The 24,968-nt window shown below is 69.6% G+C and carries 25 protein-coding genes, 1 tRNA gene and 3 pseudogenes; 10 read left to right on the top strand and 19 right to left on the bottom strand.

Translation table 11 applies throughout. The features are described from left to right. Positions 1–46: 46 nt before the first annotated feature. From ACN268_RS18275 to htpX, 3 genes are all read left to right on the top strand, one after another. A complete protein-coding gene (locus ACN268_RS18275) occupies positions 47–1,576 on the top strand; it encodes a complex I subunit 4 family protein (protein WP_421484225.1) in 1,530 nt (509 codons plus the stop codon). Between the two features lie 55 nt (positions 1,577–1,631). Beyond that, the gene (locus ACN268_RS18270; RefSeq protein WP_421484223.1) at positions 1,632–3,173 is read left to right on the top strand and encodes an NADH-quinone oxidoreductase subunit N; all 1,542 of its coding nucleotides are present in this window, start codon (positions 1,632–1,634) and stop codon (positions 3,171–3,173) included. 189 nt (positions 3,174–3,362) lie between these two features. Then, positions 3,363–4,241: a zinc metalloprotease HtpX gene (htpX, locus tag ACN268_RS18265; protein WP_145921771.1), complete on the top strand. Its 879-nt coding sequence runs from the start codon at positions 3,363–3,365 to the stop codon at positions 4,239–4,241. Positions 4,242–4,301: 60 nt separating this feature from the next. On the opposite strand, the gene ACN268_RS18260 is transcribed toward htpX, so the two are convergent. Continuing rightward, positions 4,302–5,522: a hypothetical protein gene (locus tag ACN268_RS18260; protein ID WP_421484222.1), complete on the bottom strand. Its 1,221-nt coding sequence runs from the start codon at positions 5,520–5,522 to the stop codon at positions 4,302–4,304. Next, positions 5,522–5,659 carry a hypothetical protein gene (locus ACN268_RS18255; RefSeq protein WP_421484221.1) on the bottom strand — a complete coding sequence of 46 codons (138 nt, stop codon included), beginning with the start codon at positions 5,657–5,659 and terminating at the stop codon, positions 5,522–5,524. Before ACN268_RS18255 ends, ACN268_RS18260 begins: the two co-directional genes overlap by 1 nt. A gap of 188 nt (positions 5,660–5,847) precedes the next feature. On the opposite strand from ACN268_RS18255, the gene ACN268_RS18250 reads away from it, so the two are divergent. Continuing rightward, complete coding sequence (locus ACN268_RS18250; RefSeq protein WP_421484220.1) at positions 5,848–7,107, top strand: MFS transporter; 1,260 nt, start codon at positions 5,848–5,850, stop codon at positions 7,105–7,107. A 107-nt stretch (positions 7,108–7,214) separates the two neighbouring features. Here the strand turns inward: ACN268_RS18250 and ACN268_RS18245 are convergent, their stop codons facing one another. Continuing rightward, complete coding sequence (locus ACN268_RS18245; RefSeq protein WP_204924838.1) at positions 7,215–7,709, bottom strand: YajQ family cyclic di-GMP-binding protein; 495 nt, start codon at positions 7,707–7,709, stop codon at positions 7,215–7,217. Between the two features lie 148 nt (positions 7,710–7,857). Between ACN268_RS18245 and ACN268_RS18240 the strand changes: the two genes are divergently transcribed. Further along, positions 7,858–7,941 (top strand) — tRNA-Tyr (locus ACN268_RS18240). 63 nt (positions 7,942–8,004) lie between these two features. On the opposite strand, the gene ACN268_RS18235 is transcribed toward ACN268_RS18240, so the two are convergent. From ACN268_RS18235 to ACN268_RS18175, 13 genes and pseudogenes are all read right to left on the bottom strand, one after another. Beyond that, positions 8,005–9,453, bottom strand: a complete 1,449-nt coding sequence (locus ACN268_RS18235) for a tyrosine-type recombinase/integrase (RefSeq protein WP_421484218.1) — start codon at positions 9,451–9,453, stop codon at positions 8,005–8,007. After that, entirely contained in the window at positions 9,450–9,659 is a 210-nt protein-coding gene (locus ACN268_RS18230; protein ID WP_282344959.1) for a helix-turn-helix transcriptional regulator, read from the bottom strand. The genes ACN268_RS18235 and ACN268_RS18230 overlap by 4 nt, the downstream gene beginning before the upstream one ends. A gap of 132 nt (positions 9,660–9,791) precedes the next feature. Beyond that, positions 9,792–10,475, bottom strand: a pseudogene (locus ACN268_RS18225) (DUF3631 domain-containing protein); the annotation flags it as partial. A gap of 1,086 nt (positions 10,476–11,561) precedes the next feature. Further along, positions 11,562–11,879: pseudogene (locus ACN268_RS18220) on the bottom strand (phosphoadenosine phosphosulfate reductase family protein); the annotation flags it as partial. After that, positions 11,876–12,772 (bottom strand): bifunctional DNA primase/polymerase, encoded by an 897-nt coding sequence (locus ACN268_RS18215; protein WP_421484216.1) that lies wholly within the window; start codon positions 12,770–12,772, stop codon positions 11,876–11,878. The gene ACN268_RS18215 and the pseudogene ACN268_RS18220, both read right to left, overlap by 4 nt. Before the next feature lie 272 nt (positions 12,773–13,044). Beyond that, the gene (locus ACN268_RS18210; RefSeq protein ID WP_421484214.1) at positions 13,045–13,272 is read right to left on the bottom strand and encodes a hypothetical protein; all 228 of its coding nucleotides are present in this window, start codon (positions 13,270–13,272) and stop codon (positions 13,045–13,047) included. A 183-nt stretch (positions 13,273–13,455) separates the two neighbouring features. Further along, a complete protein-coding gene (locus ACN268_RS18205) occupies positions 13,456–15,384 on the bottom strand; it encodes a conjugal transfer protein TraB (protein ID WP_421484212.1) in 1,929 nt (642 codons plus the stop codon). A gap of 16 nt (positions 15,385–15,400) precedes the next feature. Next, positions 15,401–15,781: a hypothetical protein gene (locus tag ACN268_RS18200; RefSeq protein ID WP_421484211.1), complete on the bottom strand. Its 381-nt coding sequence runs from the start codon at positions 15,779–15,781 to the stop codon at positions 15,401–15,403. A gap of 17 nt (positions 15,782–15,798) precedes the next feature. Next, on the bottom strand, positions 15,799–16,266 hold the full coding sequence (locus tag ACN268_RS18195) for a Pycsar system effector family protein (RefSeq protein WP_421484210.1): 468 nt from the start codon (positions 16,264–16,266) through the stop codon (positions 15,799–15,801). A gap of 93 nt (positions 16,267–16,359) precedes the next feature. Then, complete coding sequence (locus ACN268_RS18190) at positions 16,360–17,166, bottom strand: DUF2637 domain-containing protein (RefSeq protein WP_421484208.1); 807 nt, start codon at positions 17,164–17,166, stop codon at positions 16,360–16,362. Continuing rightward, on the bottom strand, positions 17,166–17,477 hold the full coding sequence (locus tag ACN268_RS18185; RefSeq protein ID WP_421486929.1) for a hypothetical protein: 312 nt from the start codon (positions 17,475–17,477) through the stop codon (positions 17,166–17,168). Before ACN268_RS18185 ends, ACN268_RS18190 begins: the two co-directional genes overlap by 1 nt. Before the next feature lie 136 nt (positions 17,478–17,613). After that, positions 17,614–17,982 (bottom strand): RRQRL motif-containing zinc-binding protein, encoded by a 369-nt coding sequence (locus ACN268_RS18180; protein ID WP_421484207.1) that lies wholly within the window; start codon positions 17,980–17,982, stop codon positions 17,614–17,616. After that, positions 17,982–18,353: a DUF6284 family protein gene (locus ACN268_RS18175; RefSeq protein ID WP_421484205.1), complete on the bottom strand. Its 372-nt coding sequence runs from the start codon at positions 18,351–18,353 to the stop codon at positions 17,982–17,984. The genes ACN268_RS18180 and ACN268_RS18175 overlap by 1 nt, the downstream gene beginning before the upstream one ends. 628 nt (positions 18,354–18,981) lie before the next feature. On the opposite strand from ACN268_RS18175, the gene ACN268_RS18170 reads away from it, so the two are divergent. The 5 genes from ACN268_RS18170 (at position 18,982) to ACN268_RS18150 (ending at position 22,172) form a co-directional block, all read left to right on the top strand. Further along, a complete protein-coding gene (locus ACN268_RS18170) occupies positions 18,982–19,848 on the top strand; it encodes a GntR family transcriptional regulator (protein ID WP_421484203.1) in 867 nt (288 codons plus the stop codon). Beyond that, positions 19,845–20,531 carry an HAD family hydrolase gene (locus tag ACN268_RS18165; protein WP_421484202.1) on the top strand — a complete coding sequence of 229 codons (687 nt, stop codon included), beginning with the start codon at positions 19,845–19,847 and terminating at the stop codon, positions 20,529–20,531. Before ACN268_RS18170 ends, ACN268_RS18165 begins: the two co-directional genes overlap by 4 nt. Positions 20,532–20,776: 245 nt before the next feature. Next, the gene (locus tag ACN268_RS18160; protein WP_421484201.1) at positions 20,777–21,250 is read left to right on the top strand and encodes a TIR domain-containing protein; all 474 of its coding nucleotides are present in this window, start codon (positions 20,777–20,779) and stop codon (positions 21,248–21,250) included. Further along, on the top strand, positions 21,217–21,693 hold the full coding sequence (locus ACN268_RS18155) for an HIT family protein (protein WP_421484200.1): 477 nt from the start codon (positions 21,217–21,219) through the stop codon (positions 21,691–21,693). The genes ACN268_RS18160 and ACN268_RS18155 overlap by 34 nt, the downstream gene beginning before the upstream one ends. Beyond that, entirely contained in the window at positions 21,693–22,172 is a 480-nt protein-coding gene (locus ACN268_RS18150) for a hypothetical protein (protein WP_421484198.1), read from the top strand. Before ACN268_RS18155 ends, ACN268_RS18150 begins: the two co-directional genes overlap by 1 nt. Positions 22,173–22,242: 70 nt before the next feature. Here the strand turns inward: ACN268_RS18150 and ACN268_RS18145 are convergent, their stop codons facing one another. The 3 genes and pseudogenes from ACN268_RS18145 to ACN268_RS18135 all read right to left on the bottom strand — a co-directional run bounded on the left by ACN268_RS18145 (position 22,243) and on the right by ACN268_RS18135 (position 24,943). Then, positions 22,243–23,049: a tetratricopeptide repeat protein gene (locus ACN268_RS18145; protein ID WP_421487067.1), complete on the bottom strand. Its 807-nt coding sequence runs from the start codon at positions 23,047–23,049 to the stop codon at positions 22,243–22,245. Positions 23,050–23,187: 138 nt separating this feature from the next. Further along, positions 23,188–23,571: pseudogene (locus tag ACN268_RS18140) on the bottom strand (toll/interleukin-1 receptor domain-containing protein); the annotation flags it as partial. A 490-nt stretch (positions 23,572–24,061) separates the two neighbouring features. Next, the gene (locus ACN268_RS18135) at positions 24,062–24,943 is read right to left on the bottom strand and encodes a hypothetical protein (RefSeq protein WP_421484197.1); all 882 of its coding nucleotides are present in this window, start codon (positions 24,941–24,943) and stop codon (positions 24,062–24,064) included. Positions 24,944–24,968 lie beyond the last annotated feature (25 nt).

Below are 24,968 nucleotides of genomic sequence, written 5' to 3'. Positions count from 1 at the left end.
GTGCAGCGCAGCGGAGCCCCGCAGTCGCGAACGAGAGGTGGGCCCGGTGACGGTTGGGCAGGTGCTGCTGGTCGCGGTGCTGGTGTTGCCGGCGGTGGGGGCGGCGCTGGTCGCCGTGCTCCCCGGGGAGAGGACGGCCCGGCTGCTCGGTACGGCGGTCGCCGGCCTGACCCTGGTCGGGGCGGCGCTGCTGGTGCTCGGCGACCACGGCTGGTTCGGGTACGGCCCGGCACCCGCCGTGCAGCCCTGGCACGAGGTCGACCTGCCCTGGGTGCCCGGCCTCGACCTGCGTTTCCACCTCGGGGTGGACGGCATCTCCTGGCCGCTGGGGGTGCTCACCGCCCTGCTCACCCTGCTCTGCTGCGGCTACACGGTGCGCCGGGTGCCCGAGGGCCGGGGGAGCGGCCGGGCGTTGGTGGCGTTGCTGCTGGTGGTCGAGGTGGGCATCCTGGGCACCTTCCTCGCCCTCGACCTGGTGCTCTTCTTCGTCTTCTTCGAGGTCGTCCTGCTGCCGATGTACGCGATCATCGCCGGCTGGGGCGGCACCGGTGATGATCTGCCGGCGCGCGACGCGGCCCGCGCGGCGGCCCGCAAGTTCGCCCTCTACACGCTCTTCGGCTCGGTGCTGCTGCTGGTCGGCGTGTTCGTGGTGGTGGCCGCCGCCGGCACCGCCGACATCGTCGCGCTGACCGGCGGGGCGGGGCTGTCCCGGGGCACCCAGTTGACCGCGTTCGCCCTGCTCGGGTTGGCGTTCGCGGTGAAGGCCCCGCTCTGGCCGCTGCACACCTGGCTGCCCGACGCACACACCCAGGCACCCACCGTCGGCAGCGTCATCCTCGCCGGGGTCCTGCTCAAGATGGGCACGTACGGCCTGATCCGGGTCGCCGTCGGGGTGGCCCCGGAGGGTGCCCGCTGGGCCGCGCCGATCCTCGGGGTGCTGGCCGTCGCGGCGATCCTCGTCGGCTCCCTGGTCTGTCTGGCCCAGGACGACCTGAAACGGCTGATCGCCTACTCCAGCGTCGGACACATGGGGTTCGTGCTGCTCGGGGTGGCGACGCTGACCGCCACCGGCATCCAGGCGGCGCTGATCGGCAACGTGGCGCACGGGGTGATCACCGGGCTGCTGTTCTTCCTCGCCGGGGCGGTCAAGGACCGGGCCCACACGGGGGCGCTGGCCGAGCTGTCCGGGCTACGGGAGACCGCGCCCCGGCTGGCCGGTCTGCTCGGCTTCGCGGCGGTCGCCTCGCTCGGCCTGCCCGGCCTGGCCGGGTTCTGGGGTGAGGCGTTCGCGGTGGTCGCGGCCGTCGAGCGGGGCGGGCCGCTGTGGACCACGCTGGCGGTGCTGGCGGCGGTCGGCGGGGCGCTCACCGCCGCGTACTTCCTGCGGTTGCTGCGCCGGGTCACCCACGGTCGGCCCAGCCCGGCGGTGGGCCGGTTCACCCCCGCCCTGGCCGGGGCGGAGCTGACCGCCTGGGTCCCGCTGGTCCTGCTCGCCCTCGCCGTCGGCCTGGCACCCACCCTGGTCCTCGGCTACGCCACCGGCCCGGTGGACGCCCTCGTGGCGGTGCTCCAATGAGCGCGAGGAGTGCAGCGCAGCGGAGCCCCGCAGTCGCGAACGAAAGGTCCGCCCCGTGAGTCTCGTGCAGAGCGTCGACAACGTGGCGTTGCTGCCGGCGTACCTGGCGGCCGGCACCGCCGTACTCGTGCTGCTGGCGGATCTGCTGGTCGGCCGGGCCGGCGCGACGGTGGCCGTGGCCTGCGCGGGCGTCGTCGCCACCGGGGTCGGTGCGGTGGTGGTCGGCGCGGCCGGCACCCGGCGGACCTTCTGTGCGGGTGCCGACTGCTCGTGGGTGTTCGACGGCCGGGCGGCCCTGGTCGCCGGGGTTTTCGCCCTGCTCACCCTGGGCGTGCTCGGGCTCTCCGGGCCGCTGCTACGGGACGGTCCGACGCCCGTCGGCGAGTACTGCTTCCTGCTGGCCTGCTCGATGACCGGCGGCGTGGTGCTGGGCGCGGCCGGTGACCTGATCACCCTGATCGTCGCCCTGGAGACCCTGACCCTGCCGCTGTACGTGCTGGTGGGCCTGCGTCGGGGCAGCCTGGCCAGCGCCGAGGCGGCGGTCACCTTCTTCGTGGTGAGCGTGGTGGCCACGTCGGTCACCCTGCTCGGCGCGGCCCTGCTCTACGCGGCGACCGGCGGTCTGCACCTGGACCGGCTCGGCGGGCTGCTGGCCGACGCGCCCGACGTGCCGCTGGTCCCGGCGGCGGTGGCGCTGGTGGTGCTCGGGCTGGCCTTCAAGGTGGCGGCGGTGCCGTTCCACGCCTGGGCGCCGGCGACCTATGACGGGGCACCGCTGCCGGTGGCGGCCTACCTGTCCACCGCGTCGAAGCTGGGCGGGGTGGTGGCCCTGCTGGCGGTGGTGCAGCGGGCGCTGCCGGCCGAGGTGACCGGCCCGGTGCTGGCCCTGCTGGCGGTGCTCACCATGACCGTGGGCAACCTGGTGGCGCTGCGCCAGCGGCGTACCGTCCGGTTGCTCGCCTGGTCGTCGGTGGCCCAGGCCGGGTACATCCTGGCGCCGCTGGGGGTGCTGGCGTCGACCGCCGGCCGGGCCGACGACGTCCGGGCCGGCGCGTACGCCGCTGCGGTGGCGTACGCGGTCTTCTTCGTGGTGGTGGAGCTGGCGGCGTTCGCGGCGCTGGTGGCGCTGCGTCCGGCCGGTGCGGACGGCGGCGCGGTGGCGGACCTGCGTGGGGTGGGCCGGCGGCGGCCGTGGGCCGGGGCGGCGTTCGCGTTGGCCCTGGTCGGGCTGGCCGGCCTGCCGCCCGGGCTGGCGGGGTTGTTCGCCAAGGTGACGGTGGTGCGGGCGGTGCTGGACGGCGGGGCCGGCTGGCTGGCCGTGGTGGTGGCGCTGAACGCGGTCATCGGGCTGGGCTACTACCTGCGCCTCGCCGCCACCCTGTACGCCGACCCGACCGCTCCTGGCCCTGCCGGGGAGCCGGACGCGACGGGCGTCCCCGCCCGAACCGGACAACCGGCCGCGCCCGTCGGGGTCGAGCCCGGGGTGACGCCCGGCCGGGTGGCCTGGCCGGTCTCCGTGGCGCTGGCCGGGGCGACCACGCTGGCCGTGGTGATCGGCTTCGCCCCCCAGCTGGTGCTGGACCTCGCCTCCCGCTGAGGCGGCCGTCCCAGGTGGCACGGCGGCCCGCCGACCTGGTGTCCCGGGTCGTCCCCGGTGTCCGGTCCGTTCAGCGGGTTCCCAGCTTCTGTCAGTCAACTGCCAGTCATGAGCTGGATGGTTGACGGGTACCGGTGACGTTGTACCGGTCAGCGGGTCCCGCGCGACCCGCGCACCGAAGGAGCGATCGTGCATCACAACCGTCTGAAGACCGCAGCGCTGCTGGGCCTGCTGACCTCGCTGATCCTCGCGGTCGGCTACTGGTTCGGTGGGAGCGGTGGCCTCGTCGTCGCCGTCGTCGTCTCGTTGCTGATGAACGGCGTGACCTACTTCTTCTCCGACAAGCTCGCGTTGCGCTCGATGCGGGCGCAACCGGTCAGCGAGGCGCAGTTCCCCGAGCTGTACCGGATGGTGCGTGAGCTGGCCACCGAGGCCCGTCAGCCGATGCCCCGGCTGTACGTGAGCCCCACCTCGCAGCCCAACGCGTTCGCGACCGGTCGTAACCCGGCCAACGCGGCGGTCTGCGTCACCCAGGGGATCACCGAGATCCTCGACTACCGTGAGCTGCGCGGGGTGATCGGCCACGAGCTGTCCCACGTCTACAACCGGGACATCCTGATCTCCAGCGTGGCGGCCGGGCTGGCCGGCATCATCACCATGCTGGCGAACCTGGCGTTCTTCATCCCGCTGGGCGGCAGCAACGACGAGGACGGCCCGAACCCGGCCGTGCTGCTGCTCACCATCATCCTCGGTCCGATCGCGGCCACCGTGATCCAGTTGGCGATCAGCCGGAGCCGGGAGTTCCAGGCCGACGCGTCGGGCGCACAGCTCACCCGGGACCCGTTGGCCCTGGCCAGCGCCCTCCGCAAGATCCACCTGGGTACCCAGGCCCGGCCCCTGCCCGCCCAGGGCCAGCTCACCAGCACCGCCCACCTGATGATCGACAACCCGTTCAAGCGGGGTGGCGGTATCGCCGCGCTCTTCTCCACCCACCCCCGGATGGAGGAGCGGGTGGCCCGGCTGGAGCAGATGGCCCGCAACACCGGCCCGGTGCAGTTCCAGCGCTGACCCCGACCGACACCGTGCCCGCGTCCAGGTTCCGGACGCGGGCACGGTCGTGTCCACGGGTCAGGGGGTCGGGCCGGTCGGGTGCGGGCCGGCGTCGGCCGGCAGCCGGTCGGGGCGGGTCAGCAGCACCACGACCAGGAGCAGCACCCCGGCCAGCAAATAGGCCACGGCCGGCCCGAACAGCGCGGCGGCCGACCCGAGCAGGAAGATCCCACAGCCGGCGACGACGATGTTGGCGGCCACGATGGTCGCCTCCACCTGCCCCATCCGTTCCACCGGGGCCAGCCGGGCGAAGGTGGCCTGCGCGCCGATCAGCCACCCGCCGCCCGCGCCGATCAGCGCGTTGGCGCAGGCCAGTGCCCACACCGGGGCGTGCGTGGCGACCAGCAGGGCGGCCAGCAGCAGCGCCCCGGCCAGGGCGGCGGCCACGGTGACCTGCCCGGCCAGCCGGCCCAGCCAGGTGCCCCGCCCCAATGCCAGCACGAAGACCGCGCCGCCCAGCGCGGAGGAGGCCAGCACCACCGGCCGCCACGCCCCTGCGGCGAGATCCGGGGCGAGGGTCTCCGGTAGCGCGCCGGAGAGCACCGTGGCGAGGGTGAGCAGGGCCACACCGCGCAGCACCGGGTGCCCGACGATCGTCCGCAGGCCGGCGGTGGCCGGCGGGCGCGGCCCGCGCCGCCGCTGCTGCCCGGTCGGCAGACCGGCCAGCACCACCGCCGCGACGAGGAACGAGACCAGGTCGATCAGGAGCGCCACCCGGGGGCCGAGGGCCACGGTGATGCTCGCCCCGGCGAGCAGCCCCACCACCTGGCCGACCTGGTTGGCGAACGCCGACAGCCCGAACAGCGGCAACCGCAGCGGGGCGTCCACCGACTCGGCGGCGACCGCCACGTTCACGCTGGAGTAGGCGGCCCGGACCGCGCCGAGCAGACCGGCCGCGACGATCGCCGGCACCGGCCGGGGCGCCGCGAGGGGGACGGCGATCAGCACCGCGCCCGCCACCGAGAGCCAGACCAGCAGGGTACGGCGGGCCGGCACGTCCAGCCAGCCGCTGAACACCGTGGCGACCAGCAGGGCGGGCAGGGCGCGGGCGGCGTACACGGCGGCCGGCCCGAGGACCGACTGGGTCTGGTCGTACGCGAGCAGCAGCAGCGCGGCCAGCCCCACGAAGTCACCCAGCTCGGACACCCCCCGGGCGGTGACCAGGCGGGAGGCGACCGGATGCCGGAACAGGGCCAGGTAACCGGGGGGCGGTGAGAGCCGCTCGTCGGCGTCGGTCATCAGGTCGTCGGGTCCGCTTCCTCGACCCCGTTCTGCTGGTGACTGGTGCTCTCGCGGAGCACCGGGGAAGCTGCCCGGCGGCGGCTGCCCCGGGACGCCGGGCCGGGCCGGCGGCGTTCGGTCGTCGTGCCGACCATTGGACCTCCTACGACATCGGGGGCGATCCAGCGGTGTATGTATCTGGGTCGATCAGCAAGTTACCCTCTCGCCGCCACCCGGTCAGCGGCCCCGGATGTGAGTGAATCGACCATTCCCGGAACGACCTGCGGCGTTAGGGTCTACAGGGTCCTGAGTCGTTACCTGATCGTCTCCTGGGAGGTGTGCCGTGTCCGCACTGCGCCAGTACCTGGGCGTCTGGCGGATTCCCGGCGCCCCCCTGCTGCTGCTCCTCGGCGTCGTCGGCCGGCTCGGCATCGGCATGACCCCGCTGGCGTTGCTGCTGGTCGTGGAGCAGGTCACCGGGCGGTACTCCCTCGCCGCCGTGGCCGGCGGTATCTACGCGCTGTCCGGTGCCGCGCTCAGCCCGGTCGCCGGCCGGATCGCCGACCGGGTCGGGCCCACCCCGGTGCTGCTGGTCACCGCCGTGGCGCACCCGCTGGCCCTGTTCGCGCTGCTCGGGGCCAGTCGCGCCGAGAACGCCGACCTGCCCCTGATCTACCTGGCGGCCGGGCTGGCCGGGGCCACCTACCCGCCGCTGACCGCCGCCATCCGGGGTGCCTGGAACGACCTGACCGCCCCGGCGACCGGCCGCTACCAGCTCCGCAACACCGCGCTGGCCGCCGAGACGTCCTTGTTCGAGGTCGTCTTCGTGCTCGGCCCGCTGCTGGTGGCCGCGTTCGTCCTGCTGGCCGACGCCGCCGCCGCACTGGTCGGCGCGGCCGTGGTGACCCTGGTCGGCACCGGCGGGGTGGCGCTGGGTCGGGTGATGCGCGCCTGGCGTCCGCACGCCCGCGAGCACCACGCCCGGGGCCTCGGCCCGCTGCGGGTCGGCGGGTTCCCGGCGCTGCTGGTCTGCGTGGCGAGCCTCGGCATCGCGTTCGGCGCGGCCGGCGTGATCGTGCCGGCGTTCGCCGGCAACCAGCCCACCGACGACCCGCAGAGCCTGGCCGGCCTGCTGCTCGCCGTCTGGGGGGTGGGCAGCGCCGTGGGCGGTTTCTGGTTCGGGGTACGCCGCCCGGCGGCCAACATGACCCGCCAGTTCGCCTGGCTGCTCGCGGCGGTGGCCGGCACCCTGGCGATCTTCGCGGTGATGCCCGGCCCGGTGTCCCTCGGCATCGCCCTGGTGATCGGCGGAGCCACCATCGCCCCCGCGCTGACCCTGGAGAACACCCTGGTCGGGCGGATCACCCCGACGGGCATGCTCAACGAGGCGTACACCTGGGTGGTGACCATGTCGGTGGCGGCGAGCGCGGCCGGCGGCGCGGTCGCCGGCCTGATCGTCGACCACGCCGGCGGGGTGCCCTGGGCGTTCCTCTTCGCCGCCGGGGCGGTCGGCGTCGGGGCCGGGGTCGCGGCGCTGCCCGGCGGCCCGATCGCCCGCGCCGAGGCCGCCGCCACCCGCGCCGAACACCCCGTCACGGTCTGACCATCGTGCGCGCCCCTCGGGGGTACGCGGCGTCGCGGCCGCCGCGTTCGAGTCGGGCGGCCGTCCCCCACAGGGACGGCCGCCCGACGCGCGGTGCGCCTACCGGGTCAGCGGTAGTTGGTGAACTGGAGGGCCACCCCGAAGTCCTCGCCCTTGAGCAGCGAGATGACGGTCTGGAGGTCGTCCTTCTTCTTGCCGGTGACCCGGAGTTGGTCGCCCTGGATCTGCGCCTGGACACCCTTCGGGCCCTCGTCGCGGATCTTCTTGCTGATCGCCTTGGCCTTCTCCGACTCGATGCCCTGGATCACCTTGGCGTCGATCTTGTAGACCTTGCCCGAGGCGCGTGGGTCACCGGCGTCCAGGGACTTCAACGAGATGTTCCGCTTGACCAGCTTCTCCTTGAACACGTCCAGGGCGGCGCTGACCCGCTCCTCGGTCTCGGCCTGGAGGCTGATCGCCTCCTCACCCGACCAGGAGATCTCGGCGCCGGTGCCACGGAAGTCGAACCGCTGGGCAAGCTCCTTCTCCGTCTGGCGAAGGGCGTTGTCGACCTCCTGCCGGTCGACCTTGCTCACGATGTCGAACGACGGGTTCGCTGCCATGCTGATGCTCCTGCTTGTCCGGCGGTCTGTCAGGGTCGTCGCGGTGCTGACCAGCCCCACGACCCTCTGACGGTACCCGGTTGCCACGCCCCGGGGGGCGACCGCTATCCTTGCTCCGCTGCCGCGTTACGACGCGGCGGTGTGCCCTGGCGGGTTGCCCGAGCGGCCAATGGGAGCGGACTGTAAATCCGTCGCGAAAGCTACAGAGGTTCGAATCCTCTACCCGCCACCAGGTGCACAAAGCGGCCCCTGACCAGCGAGAACGCCGGTCAGGGGCCGCTTTCGTGAGTCTCACTCAGTCCTGCTCTGACCCGCTCAATCTCGCCGGTCGCGTCGTATTCGCGTCGGCGTTTTCCGCACCTCCTAGCGCAGCCTCGATCCGGCGGCGGGCGGCTTCCTCCTGGCCGTAGACGCACTTCGCGTAGACCCGCATGAGGACGTTCACACTGTGCCCGGCCCACTCGGCGACCTGGGTAGCCGGCACCCCCGCATTGAGCCAGAGCGACACGGCAGCGTGCCGCAGGTCGTACGGCCGGCGGGCCAGCGGGGAGCGCTGCTGAGCCGGGGTGAGCACCTTTGCCCGCGCATCGCGCCACGCCTTCCCGTAGGTGTTGTTCGGGATCGGCTGGCCGGCGGTAGGCACGTATCGCCCACCGGGGCCGCGCCGGGTCACGAACAGCTTGCCGTTCGATCCGGGCGGGTACTCCTTGACGTGGTGGTCGAGTAGCCGCACGAGCGGCGGCGGCACCGGAACGTCCCGCGTGGCTGCCTTGGCGCGGTGCTTCAGCTCTCGGTCTTCGGTGGTGTCGTCTCCGTCGCCCCAGTCGCGGCCTACGGCCACTGTGGAGCCGGTGAGGTGCAGGACGCCCCACCCCCCGCGCTGGGCGGGCCGCTCGTACTCGTCTTCCCGCAGGTGAAGCACCTCCTCGGGGCGCAGGGCGGCGTAGTACATGCATCCGAAGAACGCTTCCAGCTCGGGCACGGAGCGTCCCACCTCGGCGAGCAGCGCTCGCGCCTGATCGGGATTCACCACCGCCCCCCGGTCGATCTCATCGGCCGTCTTCGGTGCGGTCCAGCTCACCAGGGACATCGGGTGCACGTCGAGTAGCCGCAGCTCAACGGCGTACTTCAGCGCCCCGGAGAAGACAGCCCGCTTACGGGCGATCGTGCTGGCCGACGCGGCGGCACCATCCATCCGCAGGGCAAGCGTGTCGAGCGCCTTCCGCACCAACGCGGCGTCGGCGAGCGCGGACAGGTTGACGGTGTTGGCTTTGAGCCAGCGCACGGCGGTGGCGAGGTCGGCGGGTGGTTCCCCGGCGTCTCGGCGTGCCTTGTTGAACACCCATCCGTAGAGTGCGGCCCGTAGCGCCTTGTGGCTGGGCACGCCCCGGTCGGTCGAGAGCAGTGCCGGGGTGACGGTGGCCAGCGTCTCGGCGATGCCCTTGCGGTGCTTGGCCGACGCGCGAGGCCACTTCATGTCGACGTAGGCTACGGCGTGGTCGAACCACGATCGGGTGTTTAGTGCTCGCGCCATTGGCTCGGGCAGGCCGCTGACCTCATCGAATGCGACACCCTCCCGCTGCGCAACGATCAGCTTGGCGCGGAAGCTCTCCGCAAGCGCTCGCGTCGCGTAGGTCTTCCGGAACGGCTTCTTCGCCACGAACCAGCGAACGGAGTAGCTGGGCTTCTTCTGGCTGCGGTTCGGAAGGATGCTCCACAACCGCACGTCATAGCTGCTGCTCAAGCGGCCTCCTCGTGGTCGTCGATCCAGTTGTCCAGGTCGCGGCGGCGGACGTAGAGGCTGCCGTTGGGGTACTTGATGGTTCGGGGGGCGCGGCCGGTGGCCTTCCAGCGGAAGAAGGTCGACCGGGGCACGCGGAGTTCGTCCAGAACTTCGGCGAGGGTGAGCAGGTTGCCGGTGGGGGTGGTGCGCTTCGGTCGGCTGGTCACGGTTGGCTGTCCTTCCTCGGTGTGGAGGTCGGTATGTCGCTGGGCGGTCGGGGTTGCCCGGGGTAGCCGTCCCAGCCGTCCCAGCCGTCCCGTTGCAGGTCAGGGCTGGGACGGCTTGGGGGCTGGGACGGCTTAAGCCGTCCCAGCGGTGGGCTGGGCAGTGGTGGTGTGGGACGGCTTGAGCCGTCCCAGGGGTATGACCCGTCCCGGGGCTGAGCTGGGCGGGGACGGCTGGGACGGCTGGGACGCCTCCGGTGGGGGTAGGGCTTCGGGGCCGGGGCAGTAGCGCTGCCAGGCGTCGGTGAAGTCGGCTTGGTAGTAGCCCTTGACCTGCCCGTGGGGTGGCCCGAAGCGGATGTTCGTGGACCGGATCTCGTACTCGGCCAGGAGTTGGCCGAGTTTCATGGCGGTGAGGCCGGTGCCGCTCTTGCCGTACTCGGCCCACGGCGCTTCGGCGTCGGCTCGCAGATGGTCCAGCAGGATGCTGCTGGGGATGCCGGGACGGTTCTGGGTGTCGAGCACTCCGGCGGTGCGGAAGATGGCGCGGCAGTCGGCCAGGAGCCGAATCCGGTCGGAGGGAACGGCTGCCCCGTCGCGAAGTGCGGTGAGGGTTTCGCAGGCGCGGCGTGCCCGGTCGGGCCAGGGTCCGCCGGCCAGGTCGGCGACGGCGACGAGGGGTTCCCAGGTGTCGGCGGCGCGGTCTTCGACGGGCATGGGTGGTTCCGCGGCTTCGAGGGTGGGCAGGTTCGCGCGTAGCCAGGTGGTGAGGGTCCGGGCCAGGGTGCGCAGGGCGGGGCCGTCACGGCGGTGCCGGTAGGGGGCGACCTGCTCGCCGGGGGCGCGGCGGCGCATGCGGATGACGACGGCGCGGTCTTCGATGGTGTCGGGCATCGCGCCGATGCCGGCGAGTGCGGCCATGGCGAAGGTGGGGATCTTCTCCAGGCTGCGGGTGTTGTTGTCCCAGCGGATCGCGGGTCGGTTGCGTTGGTGGCCGGCGTTGAGCAGGCCGCGTAGGTCTTCATTGCCCTCAGCTGCGGCTCCGAAGATGGTGTCGGCTTCGTCGACGAGCAGGGTGGGCGGGTCGTCGCTGCCGATGGCCCGGTAGACGGCGGCGGGGCTGGCGTTGACGGTGATCAGGGGCGCGTAGCAGGTGGCCTCGACGACGTCGAGCAGTCGGGACTTCCCGCACCGCTTTTCGGGTGCCCGGATGACCAGGCGTGGGGCGTGTGCCCACGCGGGTTGGGCGTGGCTGGCGGCGATCCACAGCGTGACCGCGTCTGCGGCTTCCGCCGACGGCAGGATCACGTACTTGGTGAGGCAGGCGTGCACCTGGTCGAGAATTGCTGCGCCGTCGGTGGGCGGGTGTTCGGTTGGGGGGTTGCTGGTTGTGGTGGGTGCGGCTGGTGGCATGGGTGTCTCCTCGGTGGTGGTGTAGCAGCCGCATCCGCCCCAGTCGTCGGGGTCGTAGGGGGTTTCGGAGGTGGCGCGGGTGGTGGTGATGCGGTGGCGTAGGTCGGTAAGCGGGAGGGGGCGTACGGTGCCGCCTCGGCGGTCGCGCAGGATGGCGACGTTTTTGCCGAGGGTGGTGCGTAGGTGTTGTTCGGCGGTTTCGTTGGCGGTGTACCGGTCGGGGAAGACCTTGAGTAGGTGTGCCCATTGGGCGTGGCCGGCGCGGACGCATGCGCCGCCGCAGTTGTTGTGCGCGAAGCCGAGTTCGTAGAGCCGGGGTGGGGTGATGCCCGCCGCGCGGGCGGCGTTGAGAAGGTCGTTCTTGTCGCTGAATGGTGGGTCGCAGAGGGGGGCTTTGACCTGCCAGGGCCGGTGGCCGGCTTCGATCGCGGGGAGCCTGTGGGTTTCGGTCCAGTCGATGCCGACGTAGACGGTCGTGTGAGCGGGGTCGGTGTGCTGCTCAAGCCACCGTCGGGAAGGCACTTGCTTGAGCAGCTTGGAGCAGGGGGCGATGAGTGAGTTTCCGATGATGCGTTGGTCGGCGAACACTTCCCAGGGGGTGCGCCCGTCGGCTACCCGGGTGATGGGTACGCCGATGTCGGCGGCGGCCTGGTCGATGAACCGGTAGAGGTCGTCGTCTTCGACCAGGGTGTCGGCGAAGAGCAGGGTGAGATTCTCGGTGCCATAGGTGTTCGCGACTTTCCTGGCCACAGCCCAGCTCGTGATTCCTCCCGAGAAGGTCACCACATGCCGGTGCGGCTGGCTGGTCATGCGGCGAGTCCCTCGGCGCGGAAGCCACCTCGGATGGCGGCGCGGATGTCCCGGTCGGTCTGCTCGGCTTGGTGGCCGGCGGTGGTGAGGGCGGCTATCGCGTCGTCGTGGCTGATCGCGTTGACCGCGACCATGCGAGCGATGCCTCGGGCTGCGCCGTAGAGGGTGGTTCGACGGGTGCCTTGTGGGGCGGTGGCGACCGCGTGCAGGTGCGCGGCCAACAGCCGGTCGGGATGGGAGATGCCCTCCGCCTCACGGGTGCTGGTCGGCGTGTGCGCCGGGACCGGAATCGGTGAGGGCGGGGCCGGTCGGCAGGCGTCGACCAGCGCGGGGGGCATCTCCTGCATCTCCCTGCGCGGCGCCCACTGGTACGGGCGGCCCGTGCGCGGGTGCACGCTCGGGGGCAGCACCACGTAACCGCCGTCGGCCTTGACGTCGATGCCGGGGCCGAGTCCCTGTCCGGGCTTGCCCTGACTGCACTGCACCGGTCGTCCGGGGTGCCGGTAGTACAGGTGCAGCCCTCCCGACCCGGTGACCACGTAGGCAGTGGGCGGCAGCAGCCCGGCGGCGATGAGCGTGTTCATGGTGTCTCGTCCGCCGTGGGCGGGGTCGACGTCGACCACGACGGTGCCGGACGCGGCACCGGTGCGCAGTGCGAGTTGCCCGGTGGGGACGGCGGCCACGATCGCAGTGATCCGGTCGGGGTCGGTGGTGGCGGCGTAGAAGCCGTGGCAGGTCAGGCACGAGCAGGTGTCCTGGTCGTGGTCGGGGCCGGCGGCGGTGCAGGTGGGGCAGTTGGCGACGGGTCGTTTCGAGCGGGCGAGCATGAACACGGGCCACCCGCGTGCGGCGTAGGTGAGGGCGGGGGCGACCAGGGCAGACGTGTCGGGCATGGCGCTCCTCTTGGGTTCGTTCAGGGACGTCGATAGGGCTTCGGGCCGCCCAGCGAGAGCATTCGGGGTGTGGGCCGGGCACCGTGGCCCTTGCAGGTAGGGGCGGACACCATCGGGGCGGTGGCAGAAGCGCTGTTCAGCGCCGATCCAGTGCCCGCACCGGGTGCCGTGCGGGGGCATGGCCGCTCCTTCCGGGGGCGGCGTGACGATGGCCAGCGCCGGGCGGGCACTGGCCATTCGGTGGTGAGAGCGCGAAGCGCGCCGTTGAGTTGTTAGCGGTGGGGCCGCACCAGCGTCCAGAGCACGAACACGACGGCGGCTACGACCACCGCGACGGCCAGGAGCCAGCCGCTGAGGTCGCGCAGGAGCCATCCGGTGATGCGGGCGCGGGCGAGGGTGGCGTCGGCGTACCAGGCGACGCGTTCGACGCGGCGGCCGAGGGGAACGCCGAGGATCAGGCCGAGTAGCGCGCCGAGGATGAGCGCGGTGATGGTCAGCATGGGGGGTTCTCCCGGTGGGTGTGCGCGGGCAGTGTTGGTTACGGGCTGCGATGGTGTGGGGTGGTGGGCGGCCGTCCGGACGGTCCGGATGAGGCCGTCCGGACGGCTTCCTACGTGGACCCTGGCGGGGTCGTCCGGACAGTCCGGACCGTCCGGACGACCCCGGGGTGTGGTGACGGTGGGTTATGCCGGTTCGGGGATGCGGATCTTGTAGGTGCCCCGGTCGGTCTTGCGGAGCATGGCGTCGGGGCCGGTGGAGAGTCGGCCGAGTGCCTTGCGTACCCAGTCGCCGGATAGGCCGGTGGCGGCGATGACGTCACCGAGGTCCCCGGGCCGCACGACGTTGACGCCAGCGTCGTGTAGGTCGTGCAGGTGCCCGCGCAGGTGCTCGTATGCCTCATCGGTGCTCATGGCCGGTTGGCGGAGTCCGAGGGGGATGCGGGGCATGCCGGGTGGGATGCGGATCGGTTCGGCGGGGTCGACGTTGTCGGGTGGGTCGTGGGGGTTGACGGCCTGGTTGGGTTCGTCGTCGTGGTCGCTGCCGTCGTCGTCGGTCGGGGTCGGCTGCGGGCGGGGGTGGGGTGCCGGTCGCGTCGGTTCCGGGCGGGTGGTGGGTTGTCCGCCGAGGTGCGGCGCGACGGCGTCGGCGCGGTGGTCTTCGTTGGCGACGTAGCTGCGGCAGGGCATCGACCAGCGGGTGGTGTCGGTGCCGGGGACCTCGGCGTAGAGGTAGCCCGGCTTGGTGTTCTTCCATGCCCACGGCATCGCCCCGGCATCGAGGGTGGCCTCGGACAGGGCCATGCCCGCGTCAACGTCCTTCTCGACGCCGAGGCAGATCGACCCGGGGATGTTCGCTCGGGCCGAGGTGGGGAACCGGTCGTGGGATGCCCGCTGCAACCCGAACACCAGGCTGATACCGGCGGACCGCGCGGCCTCGGTCAACTCCGTGACCAGAGGGTTGCCGGCGGCGACTTGGGAGGCTTCGTCGATGATGGCGACGCGGTAGCGGGGGCACTTCCGGCAGCCCTTGGTCCACTGCTTGTGGCCGTGTGCGCCGATCTGCCTGGCCCTACCGGTGATGTCGGTGTACAGGTCTTCCAGCAGTTCGTTCGTGTCGTCCTCGGTCCCGGCGGTCCGGGCGGCACCCTGGATGGCCCATGCGGGGAGTTGGTCGAACTTGCGGGGGTCGGCCAGCCACAGTTCCGCGTCGGTGCGGGAAATGACTTCGGCGGCGATGTTGAGGATGACCTCGGTTTTGCCCGCGCCGGACATGCCCACGATCAGGAAGTGCGCCGCGTTGCGCCCCGCCGCGTGGTCACCCGGCAGCCACAGGGTCAGCGGTTCGCCGTCTTCCATCACCCCCAGCACGATCGGTTCGGCGATGGATCGGCCGGGGGCGGACAGGCCGGGCCAGGGGACCATGGCGCGGAGTTGGTCGACGGGGACGACTTCGACCCTCCCGCGTCGGGCGGAGTCCGGGTCGGGGATGACCCGCACCGCCGTTTCCGGCACGTCGAGTGCGGAGGCGAGGGCGGCACGGTCGTTGGCGAGTTCCCGCACCGACGTACCCGCTTCCAGGGTTACCGCTGCTGCGGCCTTTGCGCCCTTGATGGTGGGTCGGGCGACGCTGGCGTTGCGGAGGCTCTTGACGGCTTCGGCCAGTCCGCCCCCGGCGGTGGCGGGGTCGTCGCCGTCGCCGTTGCGCAGCACCCGCACCACCGCCATGGCGATGCTCGCTGTGGGTGCGCCGATGAGCCACATGTCCGACCAGGGCGACGCCCACGGGCCGGCGATGGTCGCGCCGATCGCCCACACCGATCCGGCCACGCAGGTGGTGGTGGCGACGGCGCGGCGGACGATGCCCCGGGCGGCGGCGGCCCGCCACGTCAACGACGTCAGCGCCGTGCCGGCGAGGGTCAGGCCGGCGGCGGCAGCGCCGACGGTGGTGGGTTGGTCGCCCCACCGCCAGTGGGCCAGGCCGGTAGCGACGGCCAAGCCAACCGACCCGGTCGGGGTGACCAGGTAGGGCCACAGCGGCAGCCGCACCGTGTGCACAGCGGCCAGCCCGGACGGGTCGGAGAACCCGCCGTTCTTCGGCATCCGTGACTTCATGATCTCTCCTTCCTGGTTAGGCGGTGAACTTGAAGTCGGGGCGGCGGGTGCCCCGGTAGCCGACCTGCTCCAACTCGGGCATGTAGGCCGTGACGAACCGGTTGTTCGCCGTGATCACGTACTGACTCGCGATCACCAGAGCCTCACTGGCCTGCTGGATGGGCTTGGCAACCTGCCGGGCACGCGCCCGCGCGGTCAGGCCACCGACGATGACGGCTCCACCGCCGACCCGCCGCAGTCGGGCGTCCAGCTCGCTGGCGGTGATGCCGAGTTCCAGGGCGGCGGCGTGCAGAATGCGGCGGGTGCTCTCGCACCACTCGATCAGAGCATGGTTGTCCGTCAGGGAATCCGCACCGGAGAACAGCGTGCGACCCGACGGCGGGTTGGTGTTCGACACGAACGACTCCTTCGTGATCAGGCGAGGGTGGCGAGCAGGGCAGTGAGCGCGGTGCCGGCCAGGCCGGCCAGCAGCAGATCCACAGCGGTACGAACCCGCCGGTACTTGCGGACTGCTGTGCGGGACAGCCATACGAGGTGGTGCGCGCGTTCGGCGGCGGCGGTCAGTGGCGGGGCGGTGGCCTCGGTCATCAGGTCCCCCGGCGCGGTGCCGGCGTAGCGGACCAGGCCGTGACCACCGCCCAGGCACGGCCGCACCGCACCCGCGAGCAGTGCCACCGCCGTACCGACCAGCGCGACGGTGGCGGCCCCGGCGGCCAGGGCGGGGCCGGGCAGGTCGGTGCGGGCCAGGATCGCCACGCCGACCGTCACCGCTGCACCGGCGACGGCCATCAACGTGGACGCTTTGCTGTCGGCGCGGGCGAGTTCCGTGCGGACTTCGGTGATCCGGTCGGTGAACCAGGCCGGGTCGGGTACTGGCACCATCAGAGGTGCCCTCCTCTCATATGAGGGGTTGGGTGACCGGACCGGCGGCACAGCACGGGTTTCCAGGCCAATGGGCTGTGCCGCCGGGCGGGGTCAGGTACGGCTGCGGCGGCTGGTCACCAGCAGCGCGGCGGAGGCCATGACCATCAGGCCGTCGACGGCGAGGGGGCCGATGGCGATGGTGAGGGGGTCTTCGCCGAAGTGGGCCAGGAGTCCGGACAGGTGCCGGTAGGACACGACGGCGGCGACCACCGCGACCGGCAGCACCCCGGCCACCCGGGCGAACACGGAACTTGCCCCGTTGCCCCAGGGGATGCGGGTCAGGATCTCCACCGTCACGAACAAGGCGACCGGCCAGAACACCGAGAACGCCACCGCCAACGGCGACGGCGACCACCCCGGGCCGGGTACCCACCCGGCGGGCGCATCGTCGGGCGGGTTCGGCAGGTAGGTGTGGGCGATGTTCGCCGCGATCGACACCACCCCACCCAGGATCACCCCGACATAGGCCCACCCCCGCCCCGTCGGACGGCCGGTGGTCGGGGTGGTGGTGATGTTGGAACCCGGGTCTGCGACGGGTACTGCCTGCCCCGACGCGACCTCGGGTGCCTCGGTCCCGTCCGGGGCCGTGCCCGGGGCGGTCGGGTCGTGCGGCACCGGGGCCGTGAGCGCGTCCGGGGCGTCCGGCTCGGGCGGGTCGGCGTCCGGGTGCGGGGCCGGGTCGACCGGGGGGCGGGTCAGTCGGTCGATGATGGCGTCTGCCTTCGGACCGCCCACCCGCAACTCGGTCTTGATCCGGTTCCGCGACGGGACCGTGCCGAGACGGGCGACCAGGGCGTGCGCCTCGGGCATCAACTCGTCCACCGTTCGGGGGTAGATGCTCAGCGTCGGCGCGGTCATCAGGCCACCGCCAACGCGGCGAGCCGGTCAACCGTCGACGAGTCGAGCGGTGGGGCGGGGTCGGTGTACTCGGTGGCGGAGGCGTAGAACTCCCAGCCGTGCCACGTCGGATAGGCGTTCATCCGCCGGTACGCGCGGCCGTCATCGGCGGTGTCGGTGTGCTCGGCGGTCAGCATCTCCGGGTCGTTGAGTCCGGCCGAGTCCAGCCACGACGTCAGGGCGGCGACACTGGCGAACTCGACGGCCAGCGACGCGCCGTCGGAGTGGAAACGGATGGAGGTCGGGTCGGCCAGCAGCAGCAGTTCGGCCATCACAGCGCGGCGGGTCTTGCGGGTGGTCATCGCAGCGTCTCCTTCACGGTCGGGGTGGCGTGGTTGAGGGCGTGGGCCAGGGCGAACGGGGCGAGCATCACCAGCGGCCCGCCCAGCAGGATCAGGAACAGCCAGATCACGCGGGGACTCCTTCAAAGCAGTCAAGGCACTCGTTCAGCGAGCGCGGGATGTAGTAGGGCTGCACCCGTCCGCAGATGCGGCAGGTACGGCGGGCCAGCAGGGCGGCGCGGACGGCGCGGAGCTGGGCGGGGGTGGCGGTGCGTTTCGGTCGGGCCAGGTCGACCCGGTACAGGTAGGCGGCGCGGGTGCCGCCGACACCGCGCCAGAGGACCTGAGCGGCGATGTCCTGACCACCGGGGCACAGGCCGGCGGCGCGGAGTTGACGGCGGGTGGCGTAGCCGGGCGGGGCACCCTGCCACCAGTAGGTAGGGATGCCGTACCGGTCGCCGTCCGGATCGTGGAAGGCGGCCCGGATGCGGGACATCAGACTGCGCGAGGCAGGCCGGCCCGGCACCCGCTGTCGGTGCGGTGGAGAACCTGCTCGCCACCGCAGCCGGGGCAGCGCACGATCTCGCAGTCGTGGCCGCAACCGGTTCGGCCGACCACCGCGAGGCGGTGAGGCACGCACCCGTCGGCGTGCCAGGGCGGGCGAACCGCCGTCGTGGCGGCGCGGGTGACGCGAGCCTCGGCCCGGCGCAGTCGACGCCAGTCCAGCGGCGAGGGGCCGCCCCGGTCGTCGGCGTAGAACAGGCTGATCTCAGCGTCGAGCACGTCCAACTCAGCGGCGATCAACGGCCACTCGGCATCGATCGCGGCCAGGTCAACCGGGGTCGGGTCCATCTCGGCGGGGGTCACTTCGATCGGTTCCTCTCAGTACGGCGAGACGTCTGCGGGCAGGCCCGGCAGCGGCTCTTGTCAGGGGCCAGCGGAGCGAGTGCCCCGCACGCCGTGCAGGTCCGCCAGACGGCGCGGCTCTTGCTGGTGACACGCACACACGCGGCAATCACGGACATAGCGGAATCACCTCTCCCGCAGGGGTAGGTAGAACGGCCGGGTGCGCAGTACGCGGGCACCACATGGACATCACACGGACCAGCAGCAGGACGCCGGGGCCGGGGCCACGCCGGAACGGCGCGACCCCACCCACGGCAGGGGGTCAGAGGCAGAAGCAACCGCGCGCCAAGATCAGCCCACTCGGTCCGCTCGCTCGGGACATACCGAGGTCGGCCACCATGTGGATCAAGGCGGACATACCGCAGACGGATCAAACGCGGCGCTTCTGCTGTGAAGTTCTCAATGAACGACCACACGACCGGCCCGTAGGCGTGCGGCGCGGCGCGCGCCAGCCTTCCCCGGCTTCCGTTCGGCTTGCCCCGCCTGGCTAGCCAGGTTGGACGTGATGAACCTAAGTCGGCTTGGCTAGTCAGGTCAAGAGGGTGCGGCAAACTTTCCTGACTTGGCTAGTCAGCGCTACCGTGAGGGAGTGAGCGAGAATCTTGACTTCCTCGGCGAGCTGGACCCTGACGACCCCAAACAGGCTTCGCAGCAGATCGCGAACAAGCTGCGAGCGGCCATCCTGACGCGTCGACTCGCGCCCGGTGACAAGCTGCCGTCACAGCCCGACCTGGCCGCCCGATACGGCGTTGCGCGGGAGACAGTCAAGCGAGCCTTAGACCTGCTCCGGGCGGAACGGCTGATCGTGTCCCGGCAGGGCAGCGGCGCGTTCGTTCGTGCGCAGACACAGCGAGCGGTGGAGCTGCGGCCCCACATCGAAGCGGCTTTCGAGAGGGCGCACGTCACCATCGACTTCGCCGGGTTCTCGGGCGAGACGTTGCGAGACGCGCTTGCCGAAGCACTCGACAAGGTGCGGGTGGGCAGGCTCGCGCCGGAGACGATCGCGGTACGGGTGCTGATCTCTGACATGACGATGCCTATGGCGCTGCCCGCGCGGGCTGAGACTCAGGCGGATGATCCGGCGGTGCGAGAGCGAGCCGAGCGCATCACGCGCCGGGCAGCAGACGGCATCATCGACCAGGTGGCCGAGTTGGGCGACCTCGGCCTGATCCGCTCAACCACGGTAGAGGTGCGGATGCATCGGGCGTCTCCCCTGTTCAAGCTCTACATCTTGAATGGGGAAGAGGTCTTCTACGGCTTCTATCCGGTCGTCGAGCGCACCGTCTCGATCAAGGGCGAGCCCATGGCGATCTACGACCTGATGGGCAAGGACGTGCCGTTGTTCCACTACGCCGTGACCGACGACGACACGTCTCACGGCACGCAGTTCGTGGAGGCGTCCCGCCAGTGGTTCGACTCGGTGTGGTCGACCATCGCCTACCGGTACGACGGATGAGCACCAACCTTGGCCACCCGCTCGGCAAGGTCGGCGCGGTGCTGCTCGACTTCGACGGGCCGGTGTGCAGCATCTTCGCCGGGTATCCCGCGCCGCAGGTCGCGGCCGAACTGGTGGATGTGCTGCTGCGGCGCGGAGTCGACGTGCCACCGGACCTTGCCGGCGAGCCGGACCCGCTCGAAGTGCTGCGCCGAACGGGCGCGGCCGGCAACCACGGCGTCACGCGGGCAGTAGAGGATGCGCTCTGCGAGGCCGAGCGTCGAGCGGTCGAGACTGCGGCTCCGACGCCGTACGGTCGGGAAGTCATCGTGGCTGCGCGGCAGGCCGGGATGCCGGTGGCGGTGGTGAGCAACAACTCGGCCGGCGCGGTGACGGCCTACCTCACGGCGCACCGGCTCGCCGAATACGTGTCGCCAGTCATCGGCCGGGCGTATGCCGATCCGGGCCGCATGAAGCCCAACCCGGAACCGATCCTGCAAGCCGTGCGATCCCTCGGTGAGCTACCGGCCCGGTGTGTGCTGATCGGTGACTCGATTTCCGACATAGAGGGGGCGCGGGCCGCCGGGGTCGCTGTGATCGGCTATGCGAATCAACCCTCGAAGGTTGAGGCCTTTGGTTCAGCCGGTGCTGACGTAGTGATAACAAGCATGGGAGAGTTGGCAGCCGCACTAATCCAACGGTGATGAGCTTTCGTCCGCCCGTTTGGGTGTCGCCCACAACCGACAATCGGGTGTCATATTCGTGACTCAACCGTGACTGGAATGAGCGCCTTGTCACGGTATATGCGATCTCCGTAGCGGTCCCAGCTGACATACGGTGTGTTGCGCAAGGAGTCAGCCGAACCTCAGTGTCCTACCCTGGTGCGACTATGATGACCACCTAGGCAAGCCGGGACCGTGACCGATTTTCACGCCGAGAGGACAGTATTGTGGCCAAGTCGGTCTTTTTTAGTTTCCACTACAAGCGCGATGTTGGTCGCGTACAGCTTGTGCGGAATGTCAATGCCCTGGAAGGGCAGCCCCTTCTTAACCCTCAGGATTGGGAAGAGGTTCAGCGCAAGGGTGACCGAGCCGTCGAAACATGGATTCATAACCAAATGGCCTACAAGAAGGCTGTCATCGTACTGATCGGTCAAGAAACCGCTTCTCGGCCGTGGGTCATTTATGAAATCAACAAGGCGTGGTCCGATAAGAAGCCGTTGCTAGGAATTCGAATTCATGGCCTGTCTTCGTTTGGCTCGATCGACCGGGCAGGGCCAAACCCCTTCAACGAAGGTGCCGGCATTCCAGTGTTTGACCCAACCGTTAAAGACTGGCGCGGCAACACCGATTCTCGGGGCACCTACAACAAGCTTGTCGAAAACCTGGAATGGTGGTCCGGGCAAGGTGTGGTCCGCTCGTGATGAACGTCAAAGCTGATTGCCCATTCTGTGAGATTGTCCAGCGAGAGACGCCAGATACCCGAGAGGTTTATCGCGACGAGTGTACTGTCGCATTCTTTCCGCTGGAGCCGGCAACTTTAGGTCACACACTTGTGGTGCCCCGCAATCACATCGCCGATATCTGGTCGCTAGATGAGGAGACGGCTGACCGTTTGGCGCGAGTCACCCTGAGATTGTCGCGTGCAGTGAGGCGTGCTACAAATCCGGAGGGACTAAACATAATCCAATCAAACGGGGCCGTGGCCACGCAAACCGTATTCCACCTGCATATCCACATCGTTCCCCGTTGGTCAGCCGACGATCTGGGACGCATTTGGCCTCCAGAAACTACCTATTCGGAGACGCAGAAGGATGAGGTCTGGGAGCGACTCCGATACGAGTGTAGAAAAGCAGGCGGGGAGTGATGCATCCTATCGATAAGGTCGTCATTAACGGTGATGATCGACGCAAGCACTTAGACTATATTCAGGCTGTAGTGACGCGAATGTCTTCAGCTTCCTCCTCGGCAAAAGGCTGGCTGCTTCCGGTGGTGACAGCGGCTTACGGGTATGCGCTCACGAAGAAGCAGAGTCCCATTGCCTTGCTGGGAATCGCGGCCGTGCTCTTGTTTGGCTTCTTGGATGCGAACTATCTGCGACAGGAAAAAGCGTATCGAAGGCTCTATGATGCGGTAGCGCGCGGGACGAGAGAGATTCCCCTGTTCTCTCTCGACCCCTCCCACGCCGATGACCCGATTCCGCCGGCGGCGACACGGTGGCAGACGGTGCGTCTACTCTTCGGACGCTGGTTCCCGAATCGCAATGTTTGGCTGTCTTGGTCGGTTGCGCCCTTTTATGGGTCCCTCATCATTGTGGGTTGCTTCATCGCCCTGTTGGTCGACTGAAAACCTGCATTCGCTGATCTTCAGGGGCTGCGGTGGCAGCGGATGGCTCGGATGATTCTCGCTAGCCAGGCTAGCGATCTTGGCTATCCGGAACGCGCCAAGTTATATTCTGAATATCGATTGGGGTTGACGTTGGCGGCCAGCCCGGATTCAAAATTTCGGCTCGGAAGCTCGCGATATACCATCGAGTAAACCGTCGCCGAAGGAGCAGGAAAATGGTTTGGAGTTCTTGGCCGTCTTCCCACATGAACGGCTCGCCTGACGTCTCGGCCATAATTACGGCCTCATAATCTACGCCGTACGGTCGCGGCCGTTCGGCGGCTCCCCAGGTTTCAGGATCGTAAGCTGAATACGAGTTTTGCAGCTCGTCCAACTGTGTCGCGAAAAAAGCTGCAGTTAGTCTATGAGTCGGCTCCGCTTTCGCTAGTTCTTGAGCAAGGAAGTCTCGGTCGATCCCGCCTAGAGTGGGATGTCTTTCATTCGCTACTATCCATGCTTGTGTAAGAACCAAACGTGTAGTACGATCGATGCCCTTCCAGGCATCTTTCATTCGGCCGTGCTTAATATGTTCAAGCCACTGATGGCCAGCGTCAGTGGCGCTTCCTTCGCCGTAATGAGCTTGCATTGAGTCAATGGTCAGCTGCAAGTTCCTTGCAGCATCTTCAGCAACGCCGGTTAAAGGGCCGAAGTCTAATGCTCGCTGATAAGCGGAGATCGCATTCGTGAATAGGTTGTCCTCTTGGTAGATGCGACCAAGGGTATAAGCAGCGTGCGCGGCGATGCGATGGTCTGGGTTTCCGACAAGCCCCCTCAGTCTGTTGATGGCCTCCGTGCGGCCTCCCGTCGTCGCTAGTCGGGAAGCTTCGAGAACCTCCATCGCTGCTGCGGAATTTTGGCCCGGCTCGGCTAGCCGGGATATGCCCAAAGGTGCAGGAATTACCGCCGGTCGCCCAAGGAGATGCCGAATCAGCGGCTCTAGGTCACGATTGCCGGGGATTCCGATCTCGTACCTGCTGGTGAGTGTTAAGGGGCGGGGGATGAAGCGGGCGTCCGTTTGATCTACGACCACTGGAATGAACTTAACCTGGCTGCCCTCGGCATGATATAGGTCGCTAGTAATTACGGCTCCTTCCCAGCGGACTCCAAGTCCAGCCCCTCGGGCCTCACGTCTCTCGAATCGTCTCGCGTAGGACTCCGTGACTACAAGCAACACGAAGTTTGCTTGGCCGATCTGCTCGATCATCCATTGCGGCCAGGAAATAGGTGGCCGAGTTTCGTCAAACTTATCTATCCACGCGTCAATCCCATCCCTGCGCAGCTCCTGCGCAAAGTCCAGGACGTTGGCACAATGCTCGTGACTGTCATGGCTGTATGAGATGAAGACCCGAGGACCTTCCATGCTTTCTAATCGCTTCCAAACTCCCGCCGCCGAAGTCGACGAGTTGTGGTTGTGTGTAAGTTGGAGCCGCGCTCCACAGTATCAAGAAGGCACAGCGACAGGGTGCCTCGCAAGGCACTGGGCAGCGGTGTCCTCGCCGACGAGTAGGCGCCGAACATGGGGAAGGGTGGGCAGCCGAGGTGCGAGTCGTCGGTGATGTGGTCGGGCCAGCGCGGTCCAGGTTCCGGACAGCCGAGGCAGAAGCCGGAGTGCTTCGTGTCGCATCTGCGTCGCCGTACCCGCGCTGGTCGGCGTTTGCGCTGGTCGGAGACTCGCGGTTGGCGCTCTGTAAATCCGTCGCGAAAGCTACAGAGGTTCGAATCCTCTACCCGCCACCAGGTGTACGAAGAAGCCCCTGACCAGCGTCAGCGCCGGTCAGGGGCTTCCTTTGTCAGTCTCGCTTGCGTCCCACTTCGACCGGGTCGACCCGGCCCACCGTGTCGCACACATGTCACCGTTCGACCATGTTCGCCTCAGGAGTGAAGTCCGATCCGTCGGGTGCCTGTCGGCCGGGAGATCGGGTGCACCAGGCCAGTGTGGCGTCGTCGTACGCCTTGGCGCGCGGCCACGTTCTGCCCTGCGGATCGCCGGCCTCCGCCGCCCGGACCCGCCGGATCACCTCGCCCGGCCCTTCCGTAGCGATGAGCGCGAGAACTTCCGGCCAGTCCGCCAGCGCGAACTGGTCCACCATGCGGCTGGCCCCGTCACTGAGCAGGACGGCACCCCTGATGTCCGCGACAGGCCGGCTCCCGGTCAGCGCTTCCGCCGCCACCCCCGGATCGTCGGCGGCGACCCAGAACCCGCCGGGCCGGTTGCGATGGACGCGCATGGTTTCGATGTATTCGCGCAGCGCCCGGTCGTGTTCCGGGCTCCCGTTCGGGGTGGCGTCCATCGCGGCGCGGTAGCGGCTGCCGACGGCGTCCACCCGACCGTCGGTGATGACCTCGGGACCGTTCCCGGCGCGGTCGAGGACCAGCACGGAGTCGGCGAGCACGAGGTGGTCGGCGTGGTCGTCGTCGACCCGGAGGATGGTGACGGTTGCTGACGGGCTGCTCGGGTCACCGATGTCGCAGGTGTCCCGGTGCGCGTCGGCGACCTCCGCGATGGCCTGACCGAGGATGGCGGTGAGTTCCCGACCGTCACCGGCGGCGAGCTGGGCGAGCAGTGCCCCGCCGAGCCGGCGGGTGTACCAGGCGACACCGTGCAGGCAGGTCGAGGTGGTGCCGGCCAGCCCGGCCCCGTCGAGCAGGACGACGGCATTCGGTACGGCACCGACGAAGTCCTCATTCGGCTGGTCGGGCTTGGCCGGGCTGGTTGCCATGACGACCTGCATCAGCGTCCTCCGTGCCGTTCAGGGA

Source organism: Micromonospora sp. WMMD735 (genome assembly GCF_049178995.1).
Lineage (GTDB): Bacteria > Actinomycetota > Actinomycetes > Mycobacteriales > Micromonosporaceae > Micromonospora > Micromonospora wenchangensis.
The sequence above is the reverse complement of the archived record's forward strand: the minus strand, read 5'-3'. Positions and strand labels throughout refer to the sequence as shown.